Source organism: Hoylesella buccalis ATCC 35310, from assembly GCF_025151385.1.
Taxonomy (GTDB): domain Bacteria; phylum Bacteroidota; class Bacteroidia; order Bacteroidales; family Bacteroidaceae; genus Prevotella; species Prevotella buccalis.
In genome coordinates this window covers 3,001,790-3,027,910 of the sequence record NZ_CP102287.1, presented here as the reverse complement: position 1 = coordinate 3,027,910, position 26,121 = coordinate 3,001,790, and the positions used below count along the sequence as shown (strand labels likewise).

Here is a 26,121-nt window from a genome sequence, read left to right as displayed (position 1 = left end):
CACCATAACCGTTTAATATGATGAAACACATACTCATTGTTCTGTTAGGATTGGCCGCATCATGTGGGAATGTAGCTTGGGCGCAAAAGCCTAATCAGTATAGTGCCAAACTGAAATTCTATAACCTGCCGAAAAACAAAATCTACCACAAAGGCTGGATAGACTACAATAAGAATGGCAAAAAAGATGTCTATGAGGACCCTACGGCCGGAATTGATGAGCGCATTGACGATCTTATTAGTCAGATGACGCTTGAGGAGAAGACCTGCCAGATGGTGACTCTCTATGGTTATAAACGAGTGTTGCAAGACGATTTGCCCAACGAAAGTTGGAAACAAAAGTTGTGGAAAGATGGAATTGGTGCCATTGACGAACACCTTAATGGCTTTCAAGAATGGGGTTTGCCGCCTTCAGACAACCCGTGGGTGTGGCCTGCCTCAAAGCATGCATGGGCCATTAATGAGGTTCAGCGATTCTTTGTGGAGCAAACGCGTCTTGGGATTCCCGTTGATTTCACCAATGAGGGCATACGAGGAGTGGAGAGTTTCAAGGCAACCAACTTTCCTACACAGTTGGGATTGGGTACGACATGGAACCGGAAGCTCATTCATCAGGTAGGCTATATCACAGGACGTGAGGCTCGTTTGTTGGGCTATACCAATGTTTATGCTCCTATCTTAGACGTGGGACGCGACCAACGTTGGGGGCGTTATGAGGAGGTTTATGGGGAAAGTCCGTTTCTCGTAGCCGAACTTGGCATACAGATGACACGGGGGTTGCAAACCAATTACCAGGTAGCCTCTACAGGCAAGCACTTTGCTGCTTATAGTAATAACAAAGGAGCGCGTGAGGGTATGGCTCGTGTGGATCCACAGATGTCACCCCGCGAGGTGCAGAACATACACCTATACCCATGGGGCAGGGTGGTGAGAGAAGCGGGATTGTTGGGTGCGATGAGCTCGTACAACGATTATGATGGGGTACCTATACAGGGTAGCTTTCACTGGCTCACTGAGGTGTTGCGCCAACAGTTTGGCTTTAAAGGTTATGTGGTGTCCGACAGTGATGCGTTGGAATATCTCTTTTCCAAGCATCGCACCGCTGCTAACATGAAAGAAGCCGTGTACAAAGCTGTCATGGCGGGTTTGAATGTGCGGTGTACATTCCGCTCACCCGATTCATTTGTTTTGCCATTGCGTGAGCTGGTCAAAGAGGGACGCATCCCAATGAAGGTCATTGATGAGCGGTTGAGAGATATTCTTCGGGTGAAATTCATGGTGGGTATCTTTGATCGTCCGTATCAAATGAATCTGCAAGCAGCTGACAAGGAAGTGGATGGGGAGAGTCATCAGCAAGTGGCGTTGCAGGCATCACGTGAGAGCATTGTGTTATTGAAGAATCAAAACAACACGTTGCCCTTAACCAAGGCGTCCATTAAAAAGATAGCTGTATGTGGGCCTAATGCCAATGACGCAACGTATGCGCTTACCCATTATGGTCCGTTGGCTGTTGAGGTGACAACGGTTTTTGAAGGAATACGCAACAAGGTGGGAAGTGAGGTTGAGGTGACTTATACCAAAGGCTGTGATCTTGTGGATGCACATTGGCCCGAATCAGAGTTGGTAGATTATCCCATGACGGCCGATGAGCAGAACGAGATTGACAAAGCCGTGGAACAGGTGAGGCAGAGTGATGTGGCTGTGGTGGTACTTGGTGGCAATTCGCGTACTTGTGGCGAAAACAAGTCACGCTCTTCATTGGAGTTGCCAGGCAGACAATTGCAACTGTTAAAGGCCGTTCAGGCTACTGGAAAGACGGTGATATTGGTGTTGATTAATGGCCGGCCGCTGTCTGTTAACTGGGCTGATAAGTTCGTTCCGGCCATTGTTGAGGCATGGTATCCTGGTTCACAGGGCGGAACAGCTGTCGCTGACGTGCTGTTTGGCGACTATAATCCTGGTGGCAAACTTACCGTTACTTTTCCAAAGACAGTGGGTCAGATTCCTTTCAACTTCCCTTCTAAGCCGGCTGCCTTGGTAGATGGTGGAAACAAGTTGGGGTTGCATGGCAATGCTTCGCGCACAAATAGTGCCCTCTATTATTTCGGACATGGTTTGAGTTACACGACTTTCAAATATTCGAACCTACGTTTGTCTGCGCAAAACATCAGTCCTACCGACTCGGTTGTGGTGAGCTGTGACATCACGAACACAGGCAAACGTGCCGGAGATGAAGTGGTACAGCTTTATATTCAAGATGTGTTGAGCACGGTGACCACGTATGAGAAGAATCTCAGGGGCTTTGAACGAGTGCATCTCAAGCCTGGTGAAACACGCACTTTGTCGTTTGTCATCAAGCCAGAGCATTTGCAGCTCATCAATGAGCAGTATCAATATGTGGTTGAACCTGGTGATTTCAAGGTGATGATGGGTGCCTCGTCAGAGGATATACGATTGGAAGATACGTTTACGGTCATCGAATCTAACGCTTCAATAGTTGCCAAGAATCGTGCTCATCGCCTGGATGTGGTGGCAGTTCCGGCAACTCCAACCGCCCAATATGCGGTGGATGGAAACACTTCCACTTATTGGCAAGGACAGACAAACGCCTCTCTGACGGTATCTGTGCCAGCCTCTGAGAAATTAGGATGTCTTACTATTGTGTTTGCGAAAGGCTGTTCACCTGATGCAGAATTCACGATTCAGCTATCGTCAGGTGGTGGTCAGTTCTTGGATGTCTTCACTGGAAAGGTTTCGGGACACGAACAAAAGCTGCAAATCAATCGGTCTGGGGTTAGTGACATTAGGGTACTTTGTCAGCAAGGCACGCTGAATATAGCCGAAATCAAAGTGGATAAGTAGCACGAGTGTGGGCGGATTGTCTGTCGTGACCAATCGAACATGACCTGTGTTTCGTTGCAAGTTGTCCATACATCTAATGCAAGAACCGTCCATGACATGATTGATAAATAATAATGGCTGTTCGAAGTAGACTCGAACAGCCATTGTTTTCTTGCCATCAAGAACAGGTTTTACTCTGCTTCTTGCTCCAAGGAGCGATAGTTGCTCAAGTCTTCAGCGCGGAAGTTCTTGATGAACATGTAGTGCCCTGTATTTTCTTCTTCCGTGTGACGCATGTAGACGTGTGCGCTCTTGGCAAACAATTCGGGTAAACGTGATGCATCATCAATGAGCAATACCGACATCAAGAGATTGGCTGTCATGTTATATAGGCGACGAGCTAAGAAGTCTTGCATCTCCTGGTTGTCAGCCTCTTTCACTATGTTGACAGCTTCTTCGTACTGCTTGGCCAGCACTTTCAAGCGGTCGTGTAAAGGCTTCCATGCGTCTTCAACCTCTTTGTCGAGCATTTCTTTCATGATGTTGAGGTAGGCACCGTTCATGATGTAGCGTATGGCGGCTACCACCTGCAGCTGTGTCGTGCCCTCGTAGATGGAGAAGATGCGTGCGTCGCGGAACAAACGCTGGCACTTATAGGCCATGATGAAACCCGAACCACCATGTATGCTGATGGCATCATAGGCGTTTTGGTTGGCATATTCGGAGTTCATGCCTTTGGCCAATGGCGTGAAAGCGTCAGCCAATCGGTTGTATTTCTTCATCTCCGCACGCTCTTCAGCACTCAGTTTTCGGTCGCGTTGGATGTCTTCCAATGCTTTATAGAGGTCAACATAACGAGCTGTTTGATACAACAAGGAGCGACCTGCATCGAGTTTGGCCTTCATGCGCGACAGCATGTCGTACACGGCGGGGAACTCTATGATGGCTTGCCCAAACTGTTGACGCTCTTTGGCGTATGCCAAAGCTTCGTTGTATGCCTCTTGTTCAACACCAACCGACTGTGCAGCGATGCCCAGGCGGGCACCATTCATCAGCGCCATGACGTACTTGATCAGTCCCATGCGCGTGCTTCCGCACAGTTCGGCTTTGGCATTCTTGTACACCAGCTCACAGGTTGGCGAGCCATGGATACCCAGTTTATTCTCAATGTGGCGCACATCCACCCCGCCATTGCGTTTGTCGTAGATGAACATGGACAGTCCTCGGCCGTCTTTCGTACCCTCTTCCGACCGTGCCAGCACCAAATGGATGTCCGAGTCGCCGTTGGTGATGAAGCGTTTCACGCCGTTCAGCCGCCAGCAGTCTTCTTTTTCATCGTAGGTAGCCTTGAGCATCACACGCTGAAGGTCAGAGCCAGCGTCGGGTTCGGTCAGGTCCATCGACATGGTGGCACCCTCGCAAACGCGTGGGATATACTTTTCTCGCTGCTCGTCCGAGCCGAATTCATACAGCGTGTCGATGCACGATTGCAGCGACCAGATGTTCTGAAATCCTGCATCTGCTGCGGCTATCATCTCCGACATCATCGAAAAGGTGACGTTGGGCAGGTTCAGTCCGCCATAACATCGTGGCATCGATACGCCCCACAGGCCTGCCTGCTGGGTTGCTTTGATGTTGTCAAGCGTTTTGCTGGCATACTTCATGCGCCCATTCTCAAGATGCGGACCTTCTTTGTCCACGTCTTCCGAGTTGGGTTCGATGATGTTTGCCGCCACGTCGCCAGTGATTTCGAGAATGCGTTTGTAGTTCTCGATAGCATCATCGTAATTTACCGGAGCATCATCATGGTGCTCTTTGTCTTGGTAGTTGCGCTCCTTGAGCTCAACAATTCGCTTCATCAACGGATGATCTAAGTGAAATTCAATCTCCGGATGGTCAGTATAGTAATTGGACATAGTTTGATAATCAGCCTCTCCCCCTTACCCCTCCCCAAAAGGGAGGGGAGTGATTAGTATGGCTAACAGGGAGATTTAGAGACCATTTTGTTTATTCGTTATTATTGTAATATACCATATTCACTTGTGGCTTACTCATCTTGCTCATCTAAGATATCATAGATTTCATCTACAACCCTATCTACATCGGTTATAATCTCTTCGTTGGTAAACCTTACAACCGTGTATCCCATCTTGCTTAAAGCATCGGTTCGCGTATCATCTTCTATCTGCTGTTGAGGCATGTCATGATATTTTCCGTCTACCTCTATGATGAGATGAGCTGACAGACAAATAAAGTCGACAATAAAATCATTGATAGGATGTTGTCTCCTAAAATGATAACCATCAAGCTGTCTAAGCTCCTCCCACAAAATAGTTTCAGCTTCCGTCATGTTCTTTCTCAGCTGTTTGGCGTATTCTTTCAGCAGCTGATATCGGTCGGGTGCTGCCGTAGCATATCCAAAATTATGCTTTTTATTGTGCATCGTTACACTATTATAAAGATGATATTCAACCTCTGAGCAAGAAATGAAACCGTAAAGGAGCAAATCAGCATCCTCTGTCAAACATGCTATCTACTCCCCTCCCTTTTGGGGAGGGGTCGGGGGAGAGGCCGCTCGTGATTTATTTGCTGTTCTCCTTATAATATTTAATCATTTTGGGCACCACCTCTTCTATCGAGCCAGTGATGACATAATCGGCCAACTGGTTGATGGGGGCGTCGGCATCGGTATTGATGGCGATGATGATGCCCGCGTCTTGCATGCCAGCCACATGCTGAATCTGCCCGGAAATGCCGCAGGCGATGTACACCTTGGGATGCACCGTAACACCCGTTTGACCAATCTGGCGGTCGTTCTCTATCCAACCTGCGTCAACAGCCGCACGACTGGCACCCACCTCACCGTGTAACACGTCGGCTAATTCGTATAAAAGATGGAAAGCCTCTTTGCTTCCTACGCCATAGCCACCAGCCACAATGATGGGAGCACCCGTCAAGTTGTGTTTGGCTTCCTCTACATGTCGTTCGAGTACCTTGACGACATACGATTCTGGGCTGACGTATTCCGTTACCATGGGATACACCACCTCGCCTTTCGCCTCACCCTCATAGAGAGCTTTTTTCATCACTCCCGAACGCACAGTAGCCATTTGTGGACGATGGTCGGGGTTGACGATGGTGGCCACGATGTTGCCGCCAAAGGCCGGTCTGATTTGATAAAGCAAATTGTCATAGTGCTTTTGGGCTTTGCGGTCGTCGTAATCGCCAATCTCCAGTTGCGTACAATCAGCCGTCAGTCCACTGGTGAGCGATGACGACACGCGCGGTCCCAAGTCACGACCGATAACCGTCGCACCCATCAGGCATATCTGCGGTTGCTCTGTTTGGAACAGTTTAACCATGACATCCGTGTGTGGTGCCGACGTATAAGGGTACAATCCTTCTCCGTCGAAGACAAACAATTTATCGACGCCATAAGGCAATATCTGGTTCTCAACGTTGCCCTTGATGCCCGTGCCCACTGCCAGCGCATGCAGCTCAACACCCAGTTGGTTGGCCAGCTTGCGCCCTTTGGTGAGCAGTTCTTGAGATACCTCGGCAACGGTTGTGCCTTCTATCTCGCAATATACAAATACGTTGTTCATATACATTTTGGTGTTAAAAAGCCTCTCCCCCCAAAAAGCCTCTCCCCCTTACCCCTCCCCAAAAGGGAGGGGAGTGATTAGACTAGTTGGTTGTAGGTGATGAGGATTTTCTTACTTATAATTCCTTGTTTTAATAATTATTGATTAAGTCTCCCCAGTCAACCTCTCTGTTAAAAGAAGGTAACTACTCCCCTCCCCTTTGGGGAGGGGTCGGGGGAGAGGCTCCTTTTATTTACCCAATAATCTTTTCTTCAATCAACTCTTTCATCAGTGCTTTCACATCCTCATCAGATGAGGTAAGCGTTTTGCTCTCCTTGGCTTGGAACACGATGTTCTGCACCGACTTCACCTTCGTTGGCGAACCCGAAAGACCACACTGCGCAGGGTCGCCGTCCACATCGGCCACCGACCATTGATTCAATGTGAGGTAAGGACGCTGCTCGTAGAGTTCGGTCCATGGCTCATCGCCTTTCCGTTCCATCGGACAGGTGGCGTACTTGTACTTCATCACCAGTTTGGCATGGCAAGGACGGCATGGGGCCGCACTTCCATTCACCGTGACAACCACGGGCAACGGAGCCTCTACCGTCTCGACACCGCCATCAATCAAGCGGCGAATAGTAGCCTTACCATCTTCTATCTTCAATATTTCTTCAGCGTAGGTCACTTGGTTGAGCCCTAATTTCTGTGCAACTTGCGGACCTACTTGTGCCGTGTCGCCATCGATAGCCTGGCGGCCTCCAATCACCAAGTCTACATGCCCTATCTTCTTGATGGCCGTGGCCAGCGCGTAAGACGTGGCCAGCGTGTCGGCGCCGGCAAACAACCGGTCGGTCAGCAGCCATCCGGTGTCAGCGCCGCGGAACAAACCTTGGCGGATGATTTCAGCTGCACGCGGTGGTCCCATGGTCAACACACCTACGGTAGAACCTGGATTTTGCTCCTTAATTCGCAGTGCTTGTTCCAGGGCATTCAAGTCTTCGGGATTAAAAATGGCGGGCAGTGCGGCACGGTTCACCGTGCCTTGCTCGGTCATGGCATCCTTTCCGACGTTTCTTGTGTCAGGTACTTGTTTGGCAAGTACAACGATTTTCAGTTTCATAGAATATATTCTGTGTTATAATATAATGGTCGTTAACAGATTCCTTTTAGGACTTTTGTCTGCTCGCAAATGTACTAACTTTTTGGTTCTTACCAAAAAAAATGGGTGCATAAATGCACTATCAGGATTCGGTTTCACATTCCTTATGCATCAAGGGCGGAACGTGCTAAATCAAGCCGCTATTTGCATGATTTCCAATAGCAATGACTTTGTGTGCCAAACCCATTGACTTTGATGCCCAAACTCATTGACTTTGACTGCCAAAGTCAATGAGTTTGGATTGGAAAGTCACGGCCAAGGGGAATGTATCAAGCAGGAAAACAAGATAAGTACTTCATTATGAATAAGATAAAGACATAGAGCGGTATCGCAAACCGCTTTGTAAGGGTGCCCCACTTGCGTGTTTTCAAGAGGCGTGATGACATGGTTGCCGGCAGCTCTTCATGGCAAAGAAATGGGGCGCAGCAAGCCCAGGATGGGCCATGACGTATGAAATGAAACAGCGGCAGACGCAGATAAATATTCTGAAAAATAGCGAAGAGAATATTCGGCACTTCATATTTTATTCGTTAACTTTGCATGACTATGATAGACAGAGCCACCGTTGAACGGATAAAAGACACGGCCAACATCGTGGATGTGGTGAGTGAGTTTGTGACACTTCGCAAGAGTGGCGCCAACTACAAAGGTCTTTGTCCGTTTCATAACGAGAAAACACCCTCGTTCATCGTTTCACCTGCCCGCGGTACCTGCCATTGTTTCGGGTGCGGAAAGGGTGGAAACGCCATCGGGTTTATCATGGAACACGAGCAGATGAATTATCCCGAGGCCCTACGTTGGCTGGCTCGCAAGTATCATATTGAAATCCGTGAACGCGAGATGACGGATGAGGAACGGCGCGAACAGAGCGAGCGCGAGTCGATGTTCATCGTCAACGAGTGGGCAGCGGGCTATTTCAGCGACTTGTTGCACAACCACCCGGACGGACAAGCCATTGGCATGCAGTATTTTCGCAGCCGTGGTTTTCGCGACGACATCATCCGGAAGTTCCAGTTGGGGTACGACTTGCCTGACCGAACGCGGTTGGCCAGCACGGCTATCGGCAAGGGTTATCAGGAAGAGTTCTTACTGAAAACGGGCATTTGTTATAAAACCGACCGCGGTGATTTAATCGACCGGTACAGCGGGCGGGTTATCTTTCCGTGGATAGGACTCAACGGCAAGGTGGTAGGTTTTGGCGGTAGGGTGCTCGACTCGCGAACCAAGGGGGTTAATCAGAAATATGTCAACTCGCCGGCATCAGAGATTTACCAAAAAGACCGTGAGCTATACGGCATCTATCAGGCCAAGAAGGCCATCGCGAAAGAAGACTGGGTGTACATGGTGGAGGGCTATACCGACGTAATCTCCATGCACCAGTGCGGCGTAGAGAACGTGGTGGCCAACTCAGGAACGGCGCTCAGCATGCATCAGATTCACATTCTGCACCGATTCACGTCCAACATTACCTTATTATATGATGGTGACGCTGCCGGCATCCATGCGGCCTTCCGAGGAATGGACATGCTCTTGAGTGAGGGCATGAATGTGAAGATACTGCTTTTGCCTGACGGTGACGACCCTGACAGCTTTGCACGAAAACATTCGGCCGATGACTTCAAGGCATACATCGACAAGCATCAGGTTGACTTCATACAGTTCAAGACCGACATGCTGGTGAGCAACGTCGCCGACCCCTTCAAGCGTTCGGAGGGCATCAACTCCATCATCAGCAGCATTGCCGTGGTACCCAATCAGATTTTGCGTGATACTTATGTGCAGGATTGCGCGCGCAGAATCGGGATGAGTGAGCAGACTTTGATTAACACCATGAATCGTTACATCCGAGAAAATCGAGGTGCCAGAACCACAGAGCAGCAAAGAACGGCCATGCAGGCGGCGCAATCCGTGCCCGTTTCCCACCCCACACCGTCTGCAAAACCCATGGCACAGGCTTCGAAGGTAGAACTGATGCTCATCCAACTGGTGATTAGGAAGGGCGAACAGCTGATTTACGAGGGCGTGGAAGATGATAATCACAACGTCGTAAACTTCACCGTGGCTCAATATATCGACTACATCCTGAATGGTGACCAGCTGCAATTGGGCAACGAACTCTACAGGCGCATCCTGTCAGAGGCTGTCAGTCACAGCGGAGAAGAAGGCTTTGTGGCTGAACAATACTTCGTGCATCATGATGATATTGAAATCAGCAAACTGGCCAGCAGGTTGAGCATGGATGCTTATCAGGTGATGGAAACACAAAAACCAGCATCTGAAACGAAATACGTCGACGAGGAACAATTGGCGAGAGAGGCGCAAGAGGATCTCCGAAACCATACCATCCACTTGGTGAAGGACTACCGCATGGACTATGTTGAACAGCGGTTGAAAGACCTGATGCGCGAGATAGCTGAGGCGTCGAACGACGCTGAACGCATGCAACAGCTCATGCTGGAATATAAAGACATGCACCAAATACGCAATACCTTGGCCAAACAGTTGGGCAACAACATCATCGTGTAACACCGAAAATGACACGCTGGTGCGACTTTGTCGTGCCAACCGACCGACAAATCGGACTTGCCTGCAGCATAAACAATACTATGGTTTACCTTCATTGGACGCTTATCTTGATCTATTTGATCATCATTATCGCCACCATTGTCACCGTCTTGTTGGACAACCGACAGCCGTCGAAGACAATGGCGTGGTTGCTTGTGCTCATTTTCTTACCCATCGTGGGCATCATTCTTTATTTCTTCTTCGGCCAAAACACACGCAAGCAGCGTATGATGAGTCAGCGAAGCATCGACCAACTCACCAAGCGTTCGATGTTGGAGTTTGCCGAACAGAAAGATTTGATGCTACCCGAACGGTATCAACCGTTGATTCAGCTGTTCGCCAATCAAAACATGTCGTTGCCATTCAAGGACAACGAGGTGGAAATCTATACCGAAGGGGCCGACTTCTTCCTGGGGTTACTCAAGGCGATAGGCAGTGCCAAACATCACATACACATCGACACGTACATTATTGAAGACGACCCGCTGTCGCAGTTGATTGCCGATGCCTTGATAGATAAGGCGCGGGAGGGTGTTGAGGTGCGACTGATTTACGACTATGTGGGTTGTTGGAAGGTTCCCGGCAGGTACTTTGAGCGGCTTCGCAACGCTGGTGTTGATGTGCGTTCTTTCATGCCTGTGCACTTTCCGGCATTCACTGGCAAGGTAAACTACCGCAATCACCGCAAGCTGGCCGTCGTAGATGGGCAGATTGGTTTTATCGGTGGCATGAACATTGCCATGCGCTACATACGCGGTTCGGCCAAACAGCCATGGAGAGATACGCACATGAAGGTGCGCGGGGGAGCTGTGTACGCCATACAGCGTGCCTTTTTGGTAGATTGGTATTTCGTGGATAGGACGCTCATCAGCAGTCAAAAGTATTATCCACCCTTTGAACAACCCATCGTAAACAATTGTCTTGCGCAGGTTGTGACCAGCAGTCCTATCTCGCCTTGGCCTGAAATAATGCAGGGATATGTGCGCATCTTGCTCGAAGCCCGCCATTATGTCTACATGGAAACACCTTATTTTCTACCCACGGAGCCAGTGCTTTTCGCCATTCGCACAGCGGCCTTGACTGGTGTTGACGTGCGACTGATGCTGCCAAGGCATGGGGACGTGAAGTTAGTTGAATGGGCCAGCAGGTCGTATATCCCTATCATGATTGAGGCGGGCGTGAAGGTTTATTTCTACAAAGCGGGATTCAATCATTCTAAACTCTTGGTGGCTGATGACAGTTTGTGTACATGTGGATCCACTAACATCGACTTCCGTAGCTTTGAAAACAACTTCGAGGCTAACATTTTCTTTTATGATGAGGAGCTGGCTTTGCGCATGAAGCAGGTCTTTTTGACCGATCAGGAATCGTGTGTGCTTGTCGACAGGCTGACAGATTTCATGCGTAGGCCGTTCTTAAACAGGCTTTGGGAGTCGCTGGTACGTCTGCTTGCTCCGCTTCTATGATGGCGCTTCCCTTCGTCAGCGATTACATGTCTTTGGATTGGAATATGGTAAAGTTGACGCTGCCGTAGTGTCTGTGTTCGACATATTGCGGCAATGTGCTGAAATCATTCTTCTTTCCGTGTTCGAATACGAATACGCCGTTTGGCTTCAGCAGGTCATATTGCAGAACAAGTGAGGGTATCTTCTCCAGTTCGGGTAAGGTGTATGGAGGGTCAGCGAAGATGAAATCGAACTGTTGATGGCAATTTTTCAGGAAGCGAAACACATCCCCTCGAATCAAAACATTCTTCTCTGTTCCTAATTTCTGCATGCAATGGCGAATCAAGTTGGCGTGGTCGCGGTCGGCTTCCACGCTCACTACCTGCTCACACCCACGCGACAACAGTTCCATGGAGATGCTGCCAGTGCCAGCAAAGAGGTCTAAAGCCATGGCTCCTTCAAAGTCAATGTAGCCGTTCAGCACGTTGAAAATGCTCTCTTTAGCATAGTCTGTCGTGGGTCTGGCTTTGAACGTGTGGGGTATGTCGAAGTGTCTTCCCTTGTATAAGCCTGTGATGATGCGCATTATTTTCCTTTCAAAAAGAGGGTGATAAGGTCGAATGTGATTCCTTTAATGTTGATGATGGGGGCACGGTTGAACTCTGCTGCGGGATTGATGTAATACACTTTTTGCAAATAGCGGTGAAGGTTGTCGGTCAACCATTTGCGTTCGGGAACGTCGCCCGCTATATGCAGCTCGTCTTTCTCGGTGTCCAAAGCCAGCAACTTCCATGCGTACAGCAGGAAGTAGATGGCATCTTGCGCACTTGCCGCATTGAACGTGTTGCAAAACTTGAAGCGGTTGTGTTGAAAACAGAACACGTCTACCTTCTTATCATGAAAGTATGCGTACAGTTTTTGGTGCGCTCCCGTGAAACTTCGCTTATGTAGATAGCTCCAAACCGACTGCAACATGGGGTGGAAGCGCACGTCGTTGAAGTGGTCTGTGATAACCAATTTCAGGTCTTTGTTCATGGAGAACACGGCCACAGCATTGAGATTGGGCAGAATGGCGTGCAACACTGCGCTGTCGCCATGCCCGATGAAGGTGTGATGGTAAAGGATTTCGATGACACTTTCATCAAATTCGTCAATGGGAATCATCAGAACAGGCGAGTCGACCATCACCTGTGCCCGTTGGTAGCCATACGAGAGCAGGTCGCTTTCTTCAAAGGCTTCGCGTAAATTGGCAGCCAACGAAATGCCACTCTTGAGGATATAAGGCTCGAAAGCCAATTGGCTCTCCGTGGAATTGTCTATCACGGAGAAACTCAAGGAGTGCTGACTGACTCTGAAAGTCAGCCTTGCTCTCTTTCTTTGTATGTCATTCCCAGTTTCCGGCATTGTTGTTTGAAGTGTTAAGGTCACCGATTTTCAGTCCGGGAAAGCGTCCCGCTGCATTCTCGTCGTCTATCAGTTGTTGGATGGCTTGTTTGTCCAATCCCTGTAAAAAGTCAGCATAATAGGCCCTGCATTCCATCAATGGCAGCTGTCGCCCCGACTTAGTGAGTTGCATGGCTGTTTCTATCTCGAACTGCTTGTGGTTGGTATGCGGAACAAACCGCAGAGAGTCGGTCAGCAAGCCCCGACGTATCAGGGTGTCGAAGCTGGCGGTATAGCCTCCCGTGGCCATGCGGTATTTCTCTTCGGCCAAGCGTATTTGCACCAAATGGTGCTTCACTTCCGTTTCTCGCTCTGTCTGTTGCTGCTTGAAGCGGATGGGACCGTAGATGCTCAAGATGCACAAGATGGCCAGAATCAAGACGCAGCAGGTTAAAAGATAATTATGCTTTACTTTGACTTTCATGACCGATTTTTGTTGTATCTTTGTGCGTATGGCGAATCATCTTACACTTGCAAAAGTACAAAATAGTTTCCAATAAACCGTCAAATCGGTAAATTTCTCATTCTATCTCTTTCTGAACACATGCTCACAGACGAACTTATCTTCCAAATCAAACGACAATTCGCGTTGGAACCCACAGCCGAACAGGCCGACGCTCTGCGCACCTTTGCCTGTTTCATGATGGATGACGACCCCCATGCGGTGATGATTTTGCGGGGAAGCGCAGGCACCGGGAAGACCTCTTTGGCTGCGGCCATCGTGCGAACCATGGTGTCACTGGGTCAAAAGGTGATGCTCTTGGCTCCTACCGGACGCGCCGCAAAGGTGTTTGCCATGAACAGCACGCACCCTGCTTACACCATTCATCACCAGATATACCGACAGAAAACCTTTGAAAGCGATGGTGGCGTGTTCAATCTCAACTACAACCGCCATGCCGACACGCTGTTCTTGGTTGATGAATGTTCGATGATATCCAACCGCGGCATGCCCGACTCGTCGTTCGGAAGCGGGTGCCTGTTAGACGATTTGGTGCAGTTTGTCTATGGTGGGCGCAACTGTAGGATGGTGCTTATCGGTGATCAGGCGCAGTTGCCGCCTATCGGTGAGACCGAATCCCCGGCTCTGAACGCCGACTTCTTACAAGGGTATGGACTGAAAATCTACGAGTGTACGCTCAGCGAGGTGTTGCGACAGAGCCGACAGAGCGGCATACTGTACAATGCAACGCTCATCAGGCAGATGATCACCCGTGACGAGTTGACCGAATTACCCCAGATTCATTTCCATGGATTCGCTGACATCAAGATGGTGCCGGGCGATGAATTGATTGAGACGCTCAATGACAGTTACTCGGAAGTGGGCATGGACGAAACCATCGTCGTAACGAGAAGTAACAAGCGGGCCAACATCTATAACCGCGGTATCCGTAACACCATCCTGGACAGAGAGGAAGAATTAAGCTCCGGTGACTGGCTCATGGTGGTGCGGAACAATTATTTTTGGTTGCAACAAGCCACCGAATCGCAGGTGAACGATGCGCCGCTTGCGAATAATGCCGCTGTCTCTTCGGCCATGCGAGAGGAGGAGAAAGATGGAAACGGCACCAACGGAATCTCCTTTTTGGCCAACGGAGACCGTGCCTTGGTGCAGCGGGTGAGGAATGTGCGCGAAGTGTATGGCTTTCGTTTTGCTGATGTTTGGCTGCAATTCCCCGACTACGACCAATACGAATTGCAAGCAACGGTCGTGCTGGACAGTCTTAACACAGAAGCACCAGCGTTGACACCAGCGCAAAACGAACGGTTGTTTCAGGAGGTGATGGCCGACTATGCCGACATTCCCTTGAAGCGGGAACGGCTTAAAAAGATGAGGCAAGACAAGTTGTTGAATGCCATTCAGGTGAAATACGCATACGCCATCACCTGTCATAAGGCGCAAGGTGGGCAGTGGGCGCATGTCTATCTGGATCAAGGCTATATGACCGACGACATGCTCACGCCCGACTATGTGCATTGGTTGTACACCGCTTTCACCCGAGCCACCGAGCGTTTGTATTTGGTTAATTGGCCTAAAACGCAAACGTACGATGAGGATGATTGAGCGTGGGCGGCCATTAAAAACCACCCACAGCCCCGCTTATTGCCTTTTGTAGACCATGGCATCGACCTTGATGTTATCACTTCCTACCCTCATCTGTGTCATGAGGCCCATCTTGTCGTTCACCTTTAAAACGACAGCATACGCTCTTTGTCGGGCATCGTGATTTACAATACCGGCTTTTGATATGTTTAGGTTTGGAGATTCAGACCGAAAAAATATTAAAAATAATGACAAAGACACTCTTTTCTGCAATTTTATTAGTATATTTGCATATAGAATGTTTCACTAAATAATTAAAGAAAATGATTTCAAACACATTGCAAGAAGCTTTCAACAAGCAGATTGTTGAAGAGATTTTTTCAGCTAATTTATATCTTTCCATGTCTTTCTACTTAGAGAAAGAGGGTTTTGACGGTTTTTCAAACTGGATGAAAAGACAGTCGGAAGAGGAAATGGATCATGCCTATCAGATGGCAAGCTACATCATCAAGCGCGGCGGTGAGGCCATCATCAACCAGATTCCCGCTGTGAAGCAGACATGGACCAGCCCGCTGGATGCCTTCGAGGACGCTTACAAGCACGAGTGCCACATCAGCCACCTGATTGACAAGTTGCTCGCCAAGGCTATAGAAGAGAATGATAATGCTACCCAGGATTTCCTCTGGCAGTTTGTACGCGAGCAGGTAGAGGAAGAAGCTACCGCCAGCGGTATTGTGGACCGTATCAAGCGTATGGGCGACACGGCTATCTTCAACCTTGACCAGCAGTACGGCTCACGCGTGAAGTAGACTCTAAACATGTAATGTAACATAGAAGAGATTATCAGCCCTACAGGGGGAAGATAATCTCTTTTTCCGTTACTTGGCTGTGGATCATCAAACCAAACCAACAGCAGAAATACAAAAATCACCAACAAATGAAGAAAGAAAACGACATGGGAAGCAGCCCTTTCACACTGGCCTTGCTGCGCTGGTTCAGCGAGAACGGGCGCAGTATGCCATGGCGCGAGACAACCGACCCATATGCCATCTGGATTAGTGAGGTGATTTTGCAGCAGACACGCATACAGCAAGGTTGGGCCTACTGGGAGCGTTTCATGGCTCGTTTCCCGAAAGTAGAAGATTTGGCGGCGGCTTCTGAGGACGAAGTGCTGCGGCTATGGCAGGGACTGGGCTACTACAGCAGGGCGCGAAACCTACACCATGCAGCCAAACAAGTGGTGGAGTTGGGACATTTTCCCAACACGATGGATGGGCTAAAAGCCCTGAAAGGCGTAGGCGACTATACGGCCGCAGCTATTGGATCGATAGCCTTCGGACTACCGGTGGCGGTAGTTGACGGAAACGTGTATCGGGTGTTGGCGCGTCATTACGGCATCTCTACGCCCATCAACACCACCGAAGGAAAGAAAGAATTTGCCGCATTGGCACAATCGTTGTTGCCCGCAGCTGAGCCATCGGCCTACAACCAGGCCATCATGGACTTCGGAGCGATACAATGTACACCCACATCGCCTCGCTGCTTGATATGTCCCTTGACGGAAACCTGCGTGGCTTTGCGGACAGGTAAGGTTGAGGAACTGCCCATCAAACTGAAAACTTTAAAGATTAAGACGCGAAAATTGGTATATGTGTACGTGCGCTGGCAAGGAAAAACAGCCATTCATCGTCGGGCGGCCGGTGACATTTGGCAGGGCTTATGGGAACCGTTGCTCTATGAAAACGAAGAACTACCAGACTTCCCCGGACAGCTTTTGCTGCTGAAAAAAGGTGTGAAGCACGTGCTGACGCATCGCATCTTGCAGGCTGACTTTTATCTTTTGGAAGCCAATGAACAACCGGCATTGCCCGATGACTACATCTGGGTGGAAGAAAGTGATCTGGACCAGTATGCCTTGCCGCGCCTCATCGAACTACTGTTGGAATCTCTTCCAGACAACGACATCTAATCATGGAGCCGCAACAGCAGTATCCATCTTGATTTCTTCTACCTGCTTAACAAGTTTTGTACTGTCTTTTCCCATCACAAAAACAATGCGAACCACGCGCCCATAGTCTGCACTACCCATTACCTTCAAAGGCCGTTTCTTGCCAAAGAACATGGTGTCGCGTTGCGAAGGATAAGAGATGAGTTGTAGTTTGTCACGGGTTGAGCCTTCACCGATGATGAAGATGTCCACACTGTCTTTTGCTTTCGACATTTTTTCTTTTTGCTGTTGCTTCAAAACGGTTGTGTCGATTGGTTCAAAAACCTCGGCTGCAACAGTGTCGCCCAACTCTTGTGAAGGCGCAAACTTGCAAGAAGTGGAGAATCCTAAGATGAATAGGAAGATGGGAAAAAAGAGTAATAGTTTTTTCATTTGATAAGAATGTGCAGGATAGAACATGTTTCAGCACCCGCAAACAAGTACAAACGCAAAGATAAAAATAAAATCCCGGATTCTCCATCGGATCCGGGATTTTATTGAATACATAACCAATTTGGTTATTGCTTTGTATAAGTTCTCTTGACGAATGGGGCTTTTTGAATGTATCGAGCGCAAAGTCTGACACCTTCCATGATATTCATTCCGCCCTCTGTTCCTTCCATTTCGACAACGAAATTTTGTAAACCGGCCTTGTCTGCGTATTTAAAGATACCGTCAAAGCCTACCATGCCACTCTCTCCGAGTACATACTTGTCTTTGATGTGGAGCATCTTAAAACGTCCTGGATGTTTTCGGAACCACTCCGTAGGACTTTGCTGCGCCATCATAGCCCAATACACGTCCATTTGGAAGAACACATATTCGGGGTTGGTGTGGCTCACAAAGTACTCGTACCAGTTCTGTCCTTCCACCTTGGTGAACTCGTGTGAATGGCTGTGATAACCATAAAGAAGTCCTGCCGCCCTACACTTTTTACCAATTTCGTTGTGATAATCACAAAGTGTCTGAGCATCTTTGAGTGTTTTTGGAACAGAAGCCCAAGGTGTTACGATATACTTCATGCCCGCAGCCTTATGGGCTTTGATTGCCTCGTCCCACCACTTCAGCGCTGCTTTGAAATCATGATTCTTCAATTCTTGGTCACTCAATGCACGAGTAGCATGCGAAGAAATGGGCTTAAGTCCTGCTGCCTCAACATCTCTGCGATATTGTTCGGGAGACACACCATAGAACTTACCATCGCCATAGTTAGCTGCTTCAACGCCTGTATAACCCATAGCCTTAAGACGTTTGAATACGTCAACATGGTTTTTGGCATACTTAGCGGCGTCACCGAGTACCTCACGAATGGAATAAAGCTGTAAAGCCATTTCTTTCTGAGGCAACACTCGACGCTGCATTCGGCCACGACGTTGTGCGAAAGTGGTGGTACTGCCGAGGAGCATCAAGGCAATGAGCGATAAAACTAACTTGTTTTTCATGTCGCTCTTGATTTAGTCTGTAATTTTAATGCGTACATTACGATACCAAACATCGTCTCCGTGGTCTTGGAACCCGATATAACCTTCATGCTTGTCACCACCCATATTCTTCAATAGCTTGTAAGCAATGGGGAATTCACCATCCTCTTTGAACTTGCTGTTCTTCAACATTTCGTTCCATTTTGGTGTCCACAAGTGGTATTCCACTACGTTTTCTCCATTCTGAGCGTGGATGACTGTACCCTTGAAGACAGTGATTTTACCCTTATTCCACTCACCAAATGGTTTTGCATTCTGTGGTTTTGCAGGAATCATGTCGTACAAGGAAGCCGACTGACGGTTGCCATCGACACCAAGTTTGGCATCTTCGTGGTTGGCATTGTCAAGTACTTGATACTCTGAAGCTGACTGCCAGATAGGAAGATATTCGTCCTTGCCGTCAACATTCGTCGTAACTTCTTGTGCCAAATAGAATACGCCAGAGTTACCACCCTTTGATATTTTGTATTCAAACTCAAATTCAAAGTTCTTAAACTTATGTGCGAAGATGAGGTCTCCTCCACCTTCCATCTGAGCTTCACCTGTGCCTGAACCCACCAAGTGGATAGCACCGTCTTCTACATTCCAGCTTGCAGGAGCCGTATCCTTGCCATATCCGCGCCATCCATTTAAAGTTTTACCATCGAACAGCGTGATAAAACCATCCTTGTCTACAGGATATTTACTCAAATCGACGTTCTGCTTGTCAGCTACTTGAAAGTCTAAAGCACCGGCAGCGACAGCCGTGGAATCGGCTTTGCCACAGCATTGCTTACATTCACAATTACACTTTTTATTATTTCCACAAGATATGAATAGCAAAGAAGCTATTGCTAATGTTGATAATGTGTATTTCATCATTCTGTATTTTAATTGGTTATTATAATTCTTTCACACGAATGTTACGGAACCAAACATCGTTTCCGTGGTCTTGTATGCCAATCAATCCTTCACGGTTAGCACCTCCACAGTCGTTGAGGAACCTGAAAGCAATGGGCCATGCCTTCTCACTAAACTTGCTCTTCTGCAAGAGTTCGGTCCATTCGGGTGTCCACAATTTGTACTGTAACACCTGAACGCCGTTTTGGAAATGCGTAACTGTACCGTTCAATACACGGATTTTTACATGGTTCCACTGTCCATAAGGTTTGGCATTCTGTGGTTTAGCAGGAATCATGTCGTAAAGCGATGAAGATTTGCGATTGCCATCTACGCCCAATTTTGCGTCTGGATGGTTCTCATTATCGAGAACTTGGCACTCGGGACAGGAGATATAGATAGGTTGCAACTCACCCTTCTCATTGACAGTTTCTTGTGCCAAGTAGAAAATTCCAGAGTTAGCTCCCTTTCCAACCTTCCATTCCATGTCCAACTCAAAGTTCTTGAACTTGTGTGCAAACACCAAGTCGCCACCTTCTTTGCCTTTAGACTCTGGACTCTCGTTGCCGATAAAGTGAATGGCACCATTATCAACAACCCAGCGTGAAGGCACGTATGTCTTGCCATAGCCACGCCAACCCCTCAACGTTTTGCCGTCAAAGATGTTGATAAAGCCTTTTTTATCGACCTTGAAAGTATGCTTTTCCCACTTCTCGGGGCCTTGAAAGCCTTGTGAGAAATACAATGTAACCGCTCCTTTGTTGGCATAGTTTGATTTTGGTGTTGCCGCCGAAGCGTTCAACACCAAAAAGCAACATGCAACAATACATAACAAATGTTTCATGTTTGATTCTGTTTCTTTTATACGTTAGGCATTTCAGGAAGTTTCCAACCCTGGCGATATACTGGTTTGATGAGGCGCTCTGCCCATTCATTAGCATTAACCGGTTTGGTGTATGTACGGTCGAATGTAGGATGACCGTCATGAATTTCAAACTTATCCTCAATGACACTACGCAAAGTTGCATTTGCCGGGATATTGGTGAAGCGCATGTTCCTTGCATCATACTTCAGCCACTGGCCAAGATCTTGCAGACGAACAGCAGCGCAACCCAAGACAATCGCTTCGTTCATAGGAGCCGCAAACTTGAAATCTGACTCGCTAGGAATACGGTTCTCTGGACTTTCTTTACAAGCTCTAATCCAGTCTTGCTGGTGATTATCGTTCTTAACGATGCGGTTTAGTTCGGGTACGACCGGCTTTCTGCCAGACAACAAGTAAGGTTCATAGCCGTAACACTCTGCAACCAACGTATCTTTAGAACCGTAGAAGATACAGCAACCGTCTGTCTTCAGCTTCTTTCCTTGAGGCATTCCATCAGGATATTGTGGAATCAAACCACCATCATACCATGCCAACTCAACCTCTGGGAGAGACAATTTAGGCATATTGTCACGAGCAGCAAAACGATATGTAATCTTTTCTGCAGACGGACAAGAGTCGGTCATCAACATGGTTGAGCTGCCAATCAATTCAGCAGGGGCGCCAAGGTTCAACCCCTTGAAGGCAACCTGCAGGATATGGTTAGCCATATCACCTAATGCACCTGATCCAAAGTCCCACCATCCACGGAAGTTCCATGGTGTATAGGCTGCATTGAAATCACGGTATTTTGCCGGACCGATAAAGGCATCCCAGTTCATGGTCGAAGGAATAGCCATCTTCTCTGTAGGAGTTGGCATGCCTTGTGGCCAGATAGGACGGTTTGTAAAGGCCTCAATGCGCCTTACCTCACCAATTTCACCGTTCCAAAGCCAATTCAATGCCTGACGGGCACCACTACTGGAAGCACCTTGGTTACCCATCTGGGTTGCCACCTTATATTTCTTTGCAAGCGCAGCCAGCAAGCGCGATTCGTAAGGATAGAGTGTCATTGGCTTCTCCACATACACGTGTTTGCCTGCTGTAATGGCATCGGCGCAAATAATGGCGTGTGTATGGTCAGCCGTTGCACACATCACAGCATCTGCACTTTTAAGCATCTCGTCGAACATCTTACGATAATCGTTGTAGCGCTTTGCCTTAGGATACTTGTCAAAGACATGCTTAGCATACTTCCAGTCAACATCACAAAGGCCAATGATGTTCTCTGTTTCCATGGCACTGAGGTCAGCGGCACCACGTCCTCCGATACCAACACCGAGGATATTCAGTTTGTCACTTGGTGATTTTTTTCCGCGTGCCTTACCCAACACCGTGTTAGGTACGATGTTTGGAGCCACAATCATTCCCGCCAATGCGGCGCTTCCTCTCTTAAGGAAGTCTCTTCTTGAAATGTCTGCCATAATTGTTTAGTTTGGTTAATATAGATATACAATTTACGTTGATTAAACTTCTGAGTTATTAGGTAGTAGTCCATATCCATCGGTCATGTGCCTTCTGCGGTACCTGATTTGTTCCAATGTTTCTAAATTTCCGATGGCTGGAAGGTCGTGTTTGGCCGCATCGTCCAGACAATTCCATGCGAATTTGGATGCGATGGCCGAATCTTTGAAGGTGGGTAGATGCGAGTCACGCACCCCTGTTTCTATCGAGTTGGCCATGCGCTCAATGAGCACATCAATATTCTTACCACCAAAAGGTTTTTCAATATGCAGTGTTTCGTTCACACCTCGCACGTCAACAACTGCTGTTTGGAAGTCGTGCGTCATATGAGCAATACCTTTAGTTCCAATAATGTCTATATAAGAATTGTGTGTCTGATCCTTCGAAAGCTGTCCGTAGACAAAACCTTGCGTGATGTCAAACACGATGCCGTTTTCAAAGGTACCATGTACCTGCAACCACCAAGGATCCTTGTAATCCCACATTCGAATGCCTTGGGCATGATAGGTCTTGAATTCGCTGCCAGCATACCATCGCGCCACGTCCACATAGTGCATACCACAGTCGTGAAAGCACGGTCCTTCCGACTCATGCCCTTCACCCGGAGCCAAGCCTGGCGTCATGTGACAAATACGGAGAATAGCCAAATCACCTAATTCACCGCTACCCACGATATCCTTCAACTCGCTGTGATACCATGAATTACGCAAGTACATGTTCACCGTACAGATGCCATCGTAGTTTTCTGTCATCTGCACACAGGCTTCTTCTGCTTCTACAGTGTCAGCAATAGGCTTTTCGGCAATGATATGTTTTCCCTTGGCGACAGCTAAGGCAATACGATCTCTACGATCACTCGCAAATGCGCTTAAAACGACCAGCTGTACGTTAGGGTCATCGAAAACCACATCGCTGTTGGTGATAACTTTTGAGCTTGGAGACAATTCACGCGCCAATTTACAGCAGCCTTCATTAATATCACAAATATATACTACGTCATACCGGGTGCTCTTTTGAAACTCCTGGAGGTAGAACCTTCCCATTCGACCGAACCCGATAATCGCGACTTTTATTTTCATCCGAAAAAATTACCTAAAGAATTTTGAGTTATTAAAAATTTAACTGTTTGCAAATATAGCTAAAAAATAACAGGAATGGGCTGTACTTTTGTAAAAAAATAGTTAATATTTGATATAGCACAAAACAAAGAAGACAACAAACAATCATAGCTATTCCCCTGTGAGTGAACCAATACGACTAACGGGGGTTTTGTTCTTTTGGGTGATATTTTCACGGTCGCACCTATATAATTCATTTTTAATATCTATCTTTGTCCTACTAAAGAGACATGCATGACGGTTCAAACGCAGAGAGTTGTAGCGCCATACCTGCCTACTGAAAACAACTGACCTATGAAGATAGTAAAACCAAAAAAGAACTTAGGACAGCACTTCCTGACCGATTTGAGCATTGCCAAGCGCATTGCCGACACCGTGGACGCATGCCCCGACATCCCAATCTTGGAGATAGGCCCCGGCATGGGCGTGCTGACACAATATCTTGTTGAGAAGTCTCGAGAAGTAAAAGCGGTAGAGATAGACCGCGAGTCGGTGGCTTTTCTTAGGGAGAACTTTCCCAAACTGCGTGACAACATTATCGGACAGGATTTCCTGCGTATGGACCTTCAACAGGTATTCGACGGCCGGCAGTTTGTCTTGACGGGCAACTATCCGTATGACATCTCCTCGCAAATCTTTTTTAAGATGCTCGACTACAAAGATCTCATCCCCTGCTGCACCGGCATGATACAGCGCGAAGTGGCACAACGCATCGCTTCTGAACCAGGCAACAAGGCGTATGGCATCCTGTCGGTCTTGATACAAGCTTGGTATCATGTGGAATATCTGTTCACCGTAGACGAACATGTGTTCAACCCGCCACCCAAAGTAAAGAGTGCGGTTATACGCATGACGCGAAACGAGGTGCACAATCTGGGTTGTGACGAAATGTTCTTCAAGCGAGTTGTCAAAACAGTTTTCAACCAACGGCGCAAGATGTTGCGGGTAAGCCTACGACAGCTGTTCCCAGGTGAGGATGCGTCCGCCGAATTCTATGCAGGTGAACTGATGACCAAGCGGCCCGAACAGTTGTCCGTAGCACAGTTTGTTGCGTTGACAAACCAGGTGGAAGCCGAGCTGAAGCGCATCCAGCAACAAGAATCATGATGAGCCAAAAAACCTTCAAACAGGGATAAAACGCAGTTCTACGGGTTGAAGAAAAACCAACAACACCACACCTCTCCGGCCCCATAACGTAAAACAATTTCCAGCAAACAGTTGCTTATTTCCTGGTAATTGCGTATTTTTGTACAATACTAACTCTAATGCAAGAAAAGATATGATTGACGTAAAATCTACATTACAAAGCGCCGAAGAGCGCATGCAGATGGCTACCACATTTTTAGAAGAGCAATTGAACCGCATTCGTGCGGGACGCGCAAACGTAGCTATCTTGGACGGAGTGATGGTCAGTTCGTACGGATCCATGGTTCCTCTCAACCAAGTTGCCAATGTCTCTGTACCTGATGCGCGCACCATCGCCATCAAACCGTGGGACAAAAAGGCTATCCGGGACATCGAAAAGGCCATCATGGATTCTGACGTGGGCATCACACCAGAGAACAATGGCGAGATTATCCGTCTGGGTATCCCCCAACCTACCGAGGAACGTCGTCGTGATTTGGTGAAACAGTGCAACAAGATTGGTGAAAAATCGAAGATTGAAGTGCGCAACGTGCGCTCTGAAATTAAAGACAAACTCAAGAAAGCCATTAAAGACGGACTGTCTGAAGATGCGGGAAAGGACGCTGAGAACGAGTTGCAAAAGATTCACGACAAGTTCATCAAGCAGGTAGACAGTCTGCTGGAAGACAAGACAAAAGAAATTATGACGGTGTAGGGAATTTGATTTGATGAGTTTGTAAGTTCATGAGTTGATGAGTTTATAAGTTTGTGAGTATATGAGTTTGTAAGTTGTTCAGTTTATTGAGTCACAAACTACTCGTCGCTCAAAATTCCAACTCTTTTGTGAAGAATGATAAAAGAGAAAGTCGCAAGACTATCCAACCATATAAGAGTCTATCCACTCCCCTCTCTTTTGGAGAGGGGCAGGGGGTGAGGCATTAAATTCCATTCATCCATGCACGGTCTCATTATCAAGAACACAGGAAGCTGGTACACCGTCAAGACTGATGACGGGCGTATCGTAGAATGCAAGGTGAAGGGTAACTTTCGATTGAAAGGTATCCGCAGCACCAGTCCTGTGGCGGTGGGCGACTATGTTGATATCATCATGAATGCCGAGGGAACGGCACTAATCAGTGCCATAGACGACCGCAAGAACTACATCATACGCAAGGCGTCTAATCTCTCGAAGCAAAGCCAAATCATCGCAGCTAATCTCGACCAAGCTCTCCTCATCATCACCATCAAGCAACCAGAAACATCCACTACTTTCATCGACCGCTTCCTCGCCGGAGCTGAAGCCTATCGGGTACCTGTGGTCTTGGTGTTCAATAAGACCGACTTGCTCAACGATGACGAACGCCGCTACCAACAACAAATGATAGAACTGTACGAAACCATCGGCTATCCGTGTATTGAGATATCGGCCGAAACGGGCATGAGCATCAATCAGCTGCAAACACTCCTAAAACAAAAGGTTACGCTGGTCAGCGGAAACAGCGGCGTTGGCAAGTCAACGCTCATCAACGCCATCATCCCACACGCCGAACAACGTACGGCCGAAATCAGCAACGCACACGGCACAGGCATGCACACCACCACTTTCAGCGAGATGATAGAACTGGCAGAGGGTGGTTACCTGATTGACACACCGGGCATCAAAGGCTTCGGAACCTTTGACATCGAGCGAGAAGAACTGACAAGCTATTTCAAGGAAATCTTCGAATTTTCCAAAGATTGCAAATTCAACAATTGTACACACACCCACGAACCAGGGTGCGCAGTGTTGCAAGCTGTTGAGAACCATTACATCTCCGTCAGCCGCTATCAGAGTTATCTCAACATGTTGGAAGATAAAGATGACAGCAAATATCGCGCGGCCTATTAGCATAGAGCCATCAGGACAAAATCCTCACACACGACCTTATAGACCGAATGGCACTCGCATGGAGTGCCATCCTATCTACACATGAAAAGCAAAACAAGCTGCTTTATTTGTATGTTCTTTTTAATTTAATCACATTTTGTCCTAAGAAGCAACAACTTCAGGAAACAAACGACA

Annotated in this window: 22 protein-coding genes; 9 read left to right on the top strand and 13 right to left on the bottom strand. The window is 47.9% G+C overall.

Going from position 1 to position 26,121, the window contains the following annotated elements; all coding sequences use genetic code 11:
- Window positions 1-17: 17 nt before the first annotated feature.
- Window positions 18-2,861, top strand: a complete 2,844-nt coding sequence (locus tag NQ518_RS12485; protein ID WP_374211121.1) for a beta-glucosidase — start codon at window positions 18-20, stop codon at window positions 2,859-2,861.
- Between the two features lie 170 nt (window positions 2,862-3,031).
- Here the strand turns inward: NQ518_RS12485 and NQ518_RS12480 are convergent, their stop codons facing one another.
- From NQ518_RS12480 to NQ518_RS12465, 4 genes are all read right to left on the bottom strand, one after another.
- Window positions 3,032-4,756 (bottom strand): acyl-CoA dehydrogenase family protein, encoded by a 1,725-nt coding sequence (locus NQ518_RS12480; protein WP_227961625.1) that lies wholly within the window; start codon window positions 4,754-4,756, stop codon window positions 3,032-3,034.
- Between the two features lie 131 nt (window positions 4,757-4,887).
- Window positions 4,888-5,283, bottom strand: a complete 396-nt coding sequence (locus tag NQ518_RS12475) for an endonuclease domain-containing protein (RefSeq protein WP_227961626.1) — start codon at window positions 5,281-5,283, stop codon at window positions 4,888-4,890.
- A 139-nt stretch (window positions 5,284-5,422) separates the two neighbouring features.
- The gene (locus tag NQ518_RS12470) at window positions 5,423-6,445 is read right to left on the bottom strand and encodes an electron transfer flavoprotein subunit alpha/FixB family protein (protein WP_227961628.1); all 1,023 of its coding nucleotides are present in this window, start codon (window positions 6,443-6,445) and stop codon (window positions 5,423-5,425) included.
- 232 nt (window positions 6,446-6,677) lie between these two features.
- A complete protein-coding gene (locus tag NQ518_RS12465) occupies window positions 6,678-7,547 on the bottom strand; it encodes an electron transfer flavoprotein subunit beta/FixA family protein (protein WP_227961630.1) in 870 nt (289 codons plus the stop codon).
- 585 nt (window positions 7,548-8,132) lie between these two features.
- Here NQ518_RS12465 and dnaG point away from each other — a divergent pair.
- Both dnaG and cls read left to right on the top strand, forming a co-directional pair.
- Window positions 8,133-10,112 carry a DNA primase gene (dnaG, locus tag NQ518_RS12460; protein WP_227205569.1) on the top strand — a complete coding sequence of 660 codons (1,980 nt, stop codon included), beginning with the start codon at window positions 8,133-8,135 and terminating at the stop codon, window positions 10,110-10,112.
- A gap of 80 nt (window positions 10,113-10,192) precedes the next feature.
- On the top strand, window positions 10,193-11,617 hold the full coding sequence (cls, locus tag NQ518_RS12455) for a cardiolipin synthase (protein WP_227962355.1): 1,425 nt from the start codon (window positions 10,193-10,195) through the stop codon (window positions 11,615-11,617).
- Window positions 11,618-11,639: 22 nt separating this feature from the next.
- Here cls and rsmD read toward each other — a convergent pair whose 3' ends face one another.
- Genes rsmD through NQ518_RS12440 form a run of 3 tightly spaced genes read right to left on the bottom strand, consistent with a single transcriptional unit; the run spans window position 11,640 to window position 13,463 of the window.
- Complete coding sequence (rsmD, locus tag NQ518_RS12450; protein WP_227961632.1) at window positions 11,640-12,182, bottom strand: 16S rRNA (guanine(966)-N(2))-methyltransferase RsmD; 543 nt, start codon at window positions 12,180-12,182, stop codon at window positions 11,640-11,642.
- The gene (locus NQ518_RS12445; protein WP_227961634.1) at window positions 12,182-13,000 is read right to left on the bottom strand and encodes a DUF3822 family protein; all 819 of its coding nucleotides are present in this window, start codon (window positions 12,998-13,000) and stop codon (window positions 12,182-12,184) included. The genes rsmD and NQ518_RS12445 overlap by 1 nt, the downstream gene beginning before the upstream one ends.
- The gene (locus tag NQ518_RS12440; RefSeq protein ID WP_227961636.1) at window positions 12,981-13,463 is read right to left on the bottom strand and encodes a hypothetical protein; all 483 of its coding nucleotides are present in this window, start codon (window positions 13,461-13,463) and stop codon (window positions 12,981-12,983) included. Before NQ518_RS12440 ends, NQ518_RS12445 begins: the two co-directional genes overlap by 20 nt.
- Before the next feature lie 120 nt (window positions 13,464-13,583).
- Here NQ518_RS12440 and NQ518_RS12435 point away from each other — a divergent pair, with 120 nt between their 5' ends.
- From NQ518_RS12435 to mutY, 3 genes are all read left to right on the top strand, one after another.
- Window positions 13,584-15,104 carry an ATP-dependent DNA helicase gene (locus NQ518_RS12435; protein ID WP_227961638.1) on the top strand — a complete coding sequence of 507 codons (1,521 nt, stop codon included), beginning with the start codon at window positions 13,584-13,586 and terminating at the stop codon, window positions 15,102-15,104.
- 302 nt (window positions 15,105-15,406) lie between these two features.
- Window positions 15,407-15,892 carry a ferritin gene (locus NQ518_RS12430; protein ID WP_227205545.1) on the top strand — a complete coding sequence of 162 codons (486 nt, stop codon included), beginning with the start codon at window positions 15,407-15,409 and terminating at the stop codon, window positions 15,890-15,892.
- 128 nt (window positions 15,893-16,020) lie between these two features.
- Entirely contained in the window at window positions 16,021-17,052 is a 1,032-nt protein-coding gene (mutY, locus tag NQ518_RS12425) for an A/G-specific adenine glycosylase (RefSeq protein WP_227205543.1), read from the top strand.
- Here the strand turns inward: mutY and NQ518_RS12420 are convergent, their stop codons facing one another.
- The 6 genes from NQ518_RS12420 to NQ518_RS12395 all read right to left on the bottom strand — a co-directional run bounded on the left by NQ518_RS12420 (window position 17,053) and on the right by NQ518_RS12395 (window position 22,895).
- Window positions 17,053-17,463: a hypothetical protein gene (locus tag NQ518_RS12420; protein ID WP_227205541.1), complete on the bottom strand. Its 411-nt coding sequence runs from the start codon at window positions 17,461-17,463 to the stop codon at window positions 17,053-17,055. It abuts the gene before it with no gap.
- Window positions 17,464-17,588: 125 nt separating this feature from the next.
- Window positions 17,589-18,512 carry a sugar phosphate isomerase/epimerase family protein gene (locus tag NQ518_RS12415; protein ID WP_227205540.1) on the bottom strand — a complete coding sequence of 308 codons (924 nt, stop codon included), beginning with the start codon at window positions 18,510-18,512 and terminating at the stop codon, window positions 17,589-17,591.
- A 12-nt stretch (window positions 18,513-18,524) separates the two neighbouring features.
- Entirely contained in the window at window positions 18,525-19,409 is an 885-nt protein-coding gene (locus NQ518_RS12410; protein ID WP_374211149.1) for a 3-keto-disaccharide hydrolase, read from the bottom strand.
- 22 nt (window positions 19,410-19,431) lie between these two features.
- Entirely contained in the window at window positions 19,432-20,274 is an 843-nt protein-coding gene (locus NQ518_RS12405) for a 3-keto-disaccharide hydrolase (RefSeq protein WP_227205536.1), read from the bottom strand.
- Window positions 20,275-20,291: 17 nt separating this feature from the next.
- Entirely contained in the window at window positions 20,292-21,776 is a 1,485-nt protein-coding gene (locus tag NQ518_RS12400) for a Gfo/Idh/MocA family oxidoreductase (RefSeq protein WP_227205534.1), read from the bottom strand.
- Between the two features lie 42 nt (window positions 21,777-21,818).
- The gene (locus NQ518_RS12395) at window positions 21,819-22,895 is read right to left on the bottom strand and encodes a Gfo/Idh/MocA family protein (RefSeq protein WP_227205532.1); all 1,077 of its coding nucleotides are present in this window, start codon (window positions 22,893-22,895) and stop codon (window positions 21,819-21,821) included.
- A gap of 333 nt (window positions 22,896-23,228) precedes the next feature.
- Here NQ518_RS12395 and rsmA point away from each other — a divergent pair, with 333 nt between their 5' ends.
- The 3 genes from rsmA (at window position 23,229) to rsgA (ending at window position 25,947) form a co-directional block, all read left to right on the top strand.
- Complete coding sequence (gene rsmA, locus NQ518_RS12390) at window positions 23,229-24,041, top strand: 16S rRNA (adenine(1518)-N(6)/adenine(1519)-N(6))-dimethyltransferase RsmA (protein WP_227205530.1); 813 nt, start codon at window positions 23,229-23,231, stop codon at window positions 24,039-24,041.
- A gap of 172 nt (window positions 24,042-24,213) precedes the next feature.
- The gene (gene frr, locus NQ518_RS12385) at window positions 24,214-24,774 is read left to right on the top strand and encodes a ribosome recycling factor (RefSeq protein ID WP_227205528.1); all 561 of its coding nucleotides are present in this window, start codon (window positions 24,214-24,216) and stop codon (window positions 24,772-24,774) included.
- A 240-nt stretch (window positions 24,775-25,014) separates the two neighbouring features.
- Entirely contained in the window at window positions 25,015-25,947 is a 933-nt protein-coding gene (gene rsgA, locus NQ518_RS12380) for a ribosome small subunit-dependent GTPase A (protein WP_227205526.1), read from the top strand.
- The last annotated feature ends 174 nt before the right edge of the window (window positions 25,948-26,121 follow it).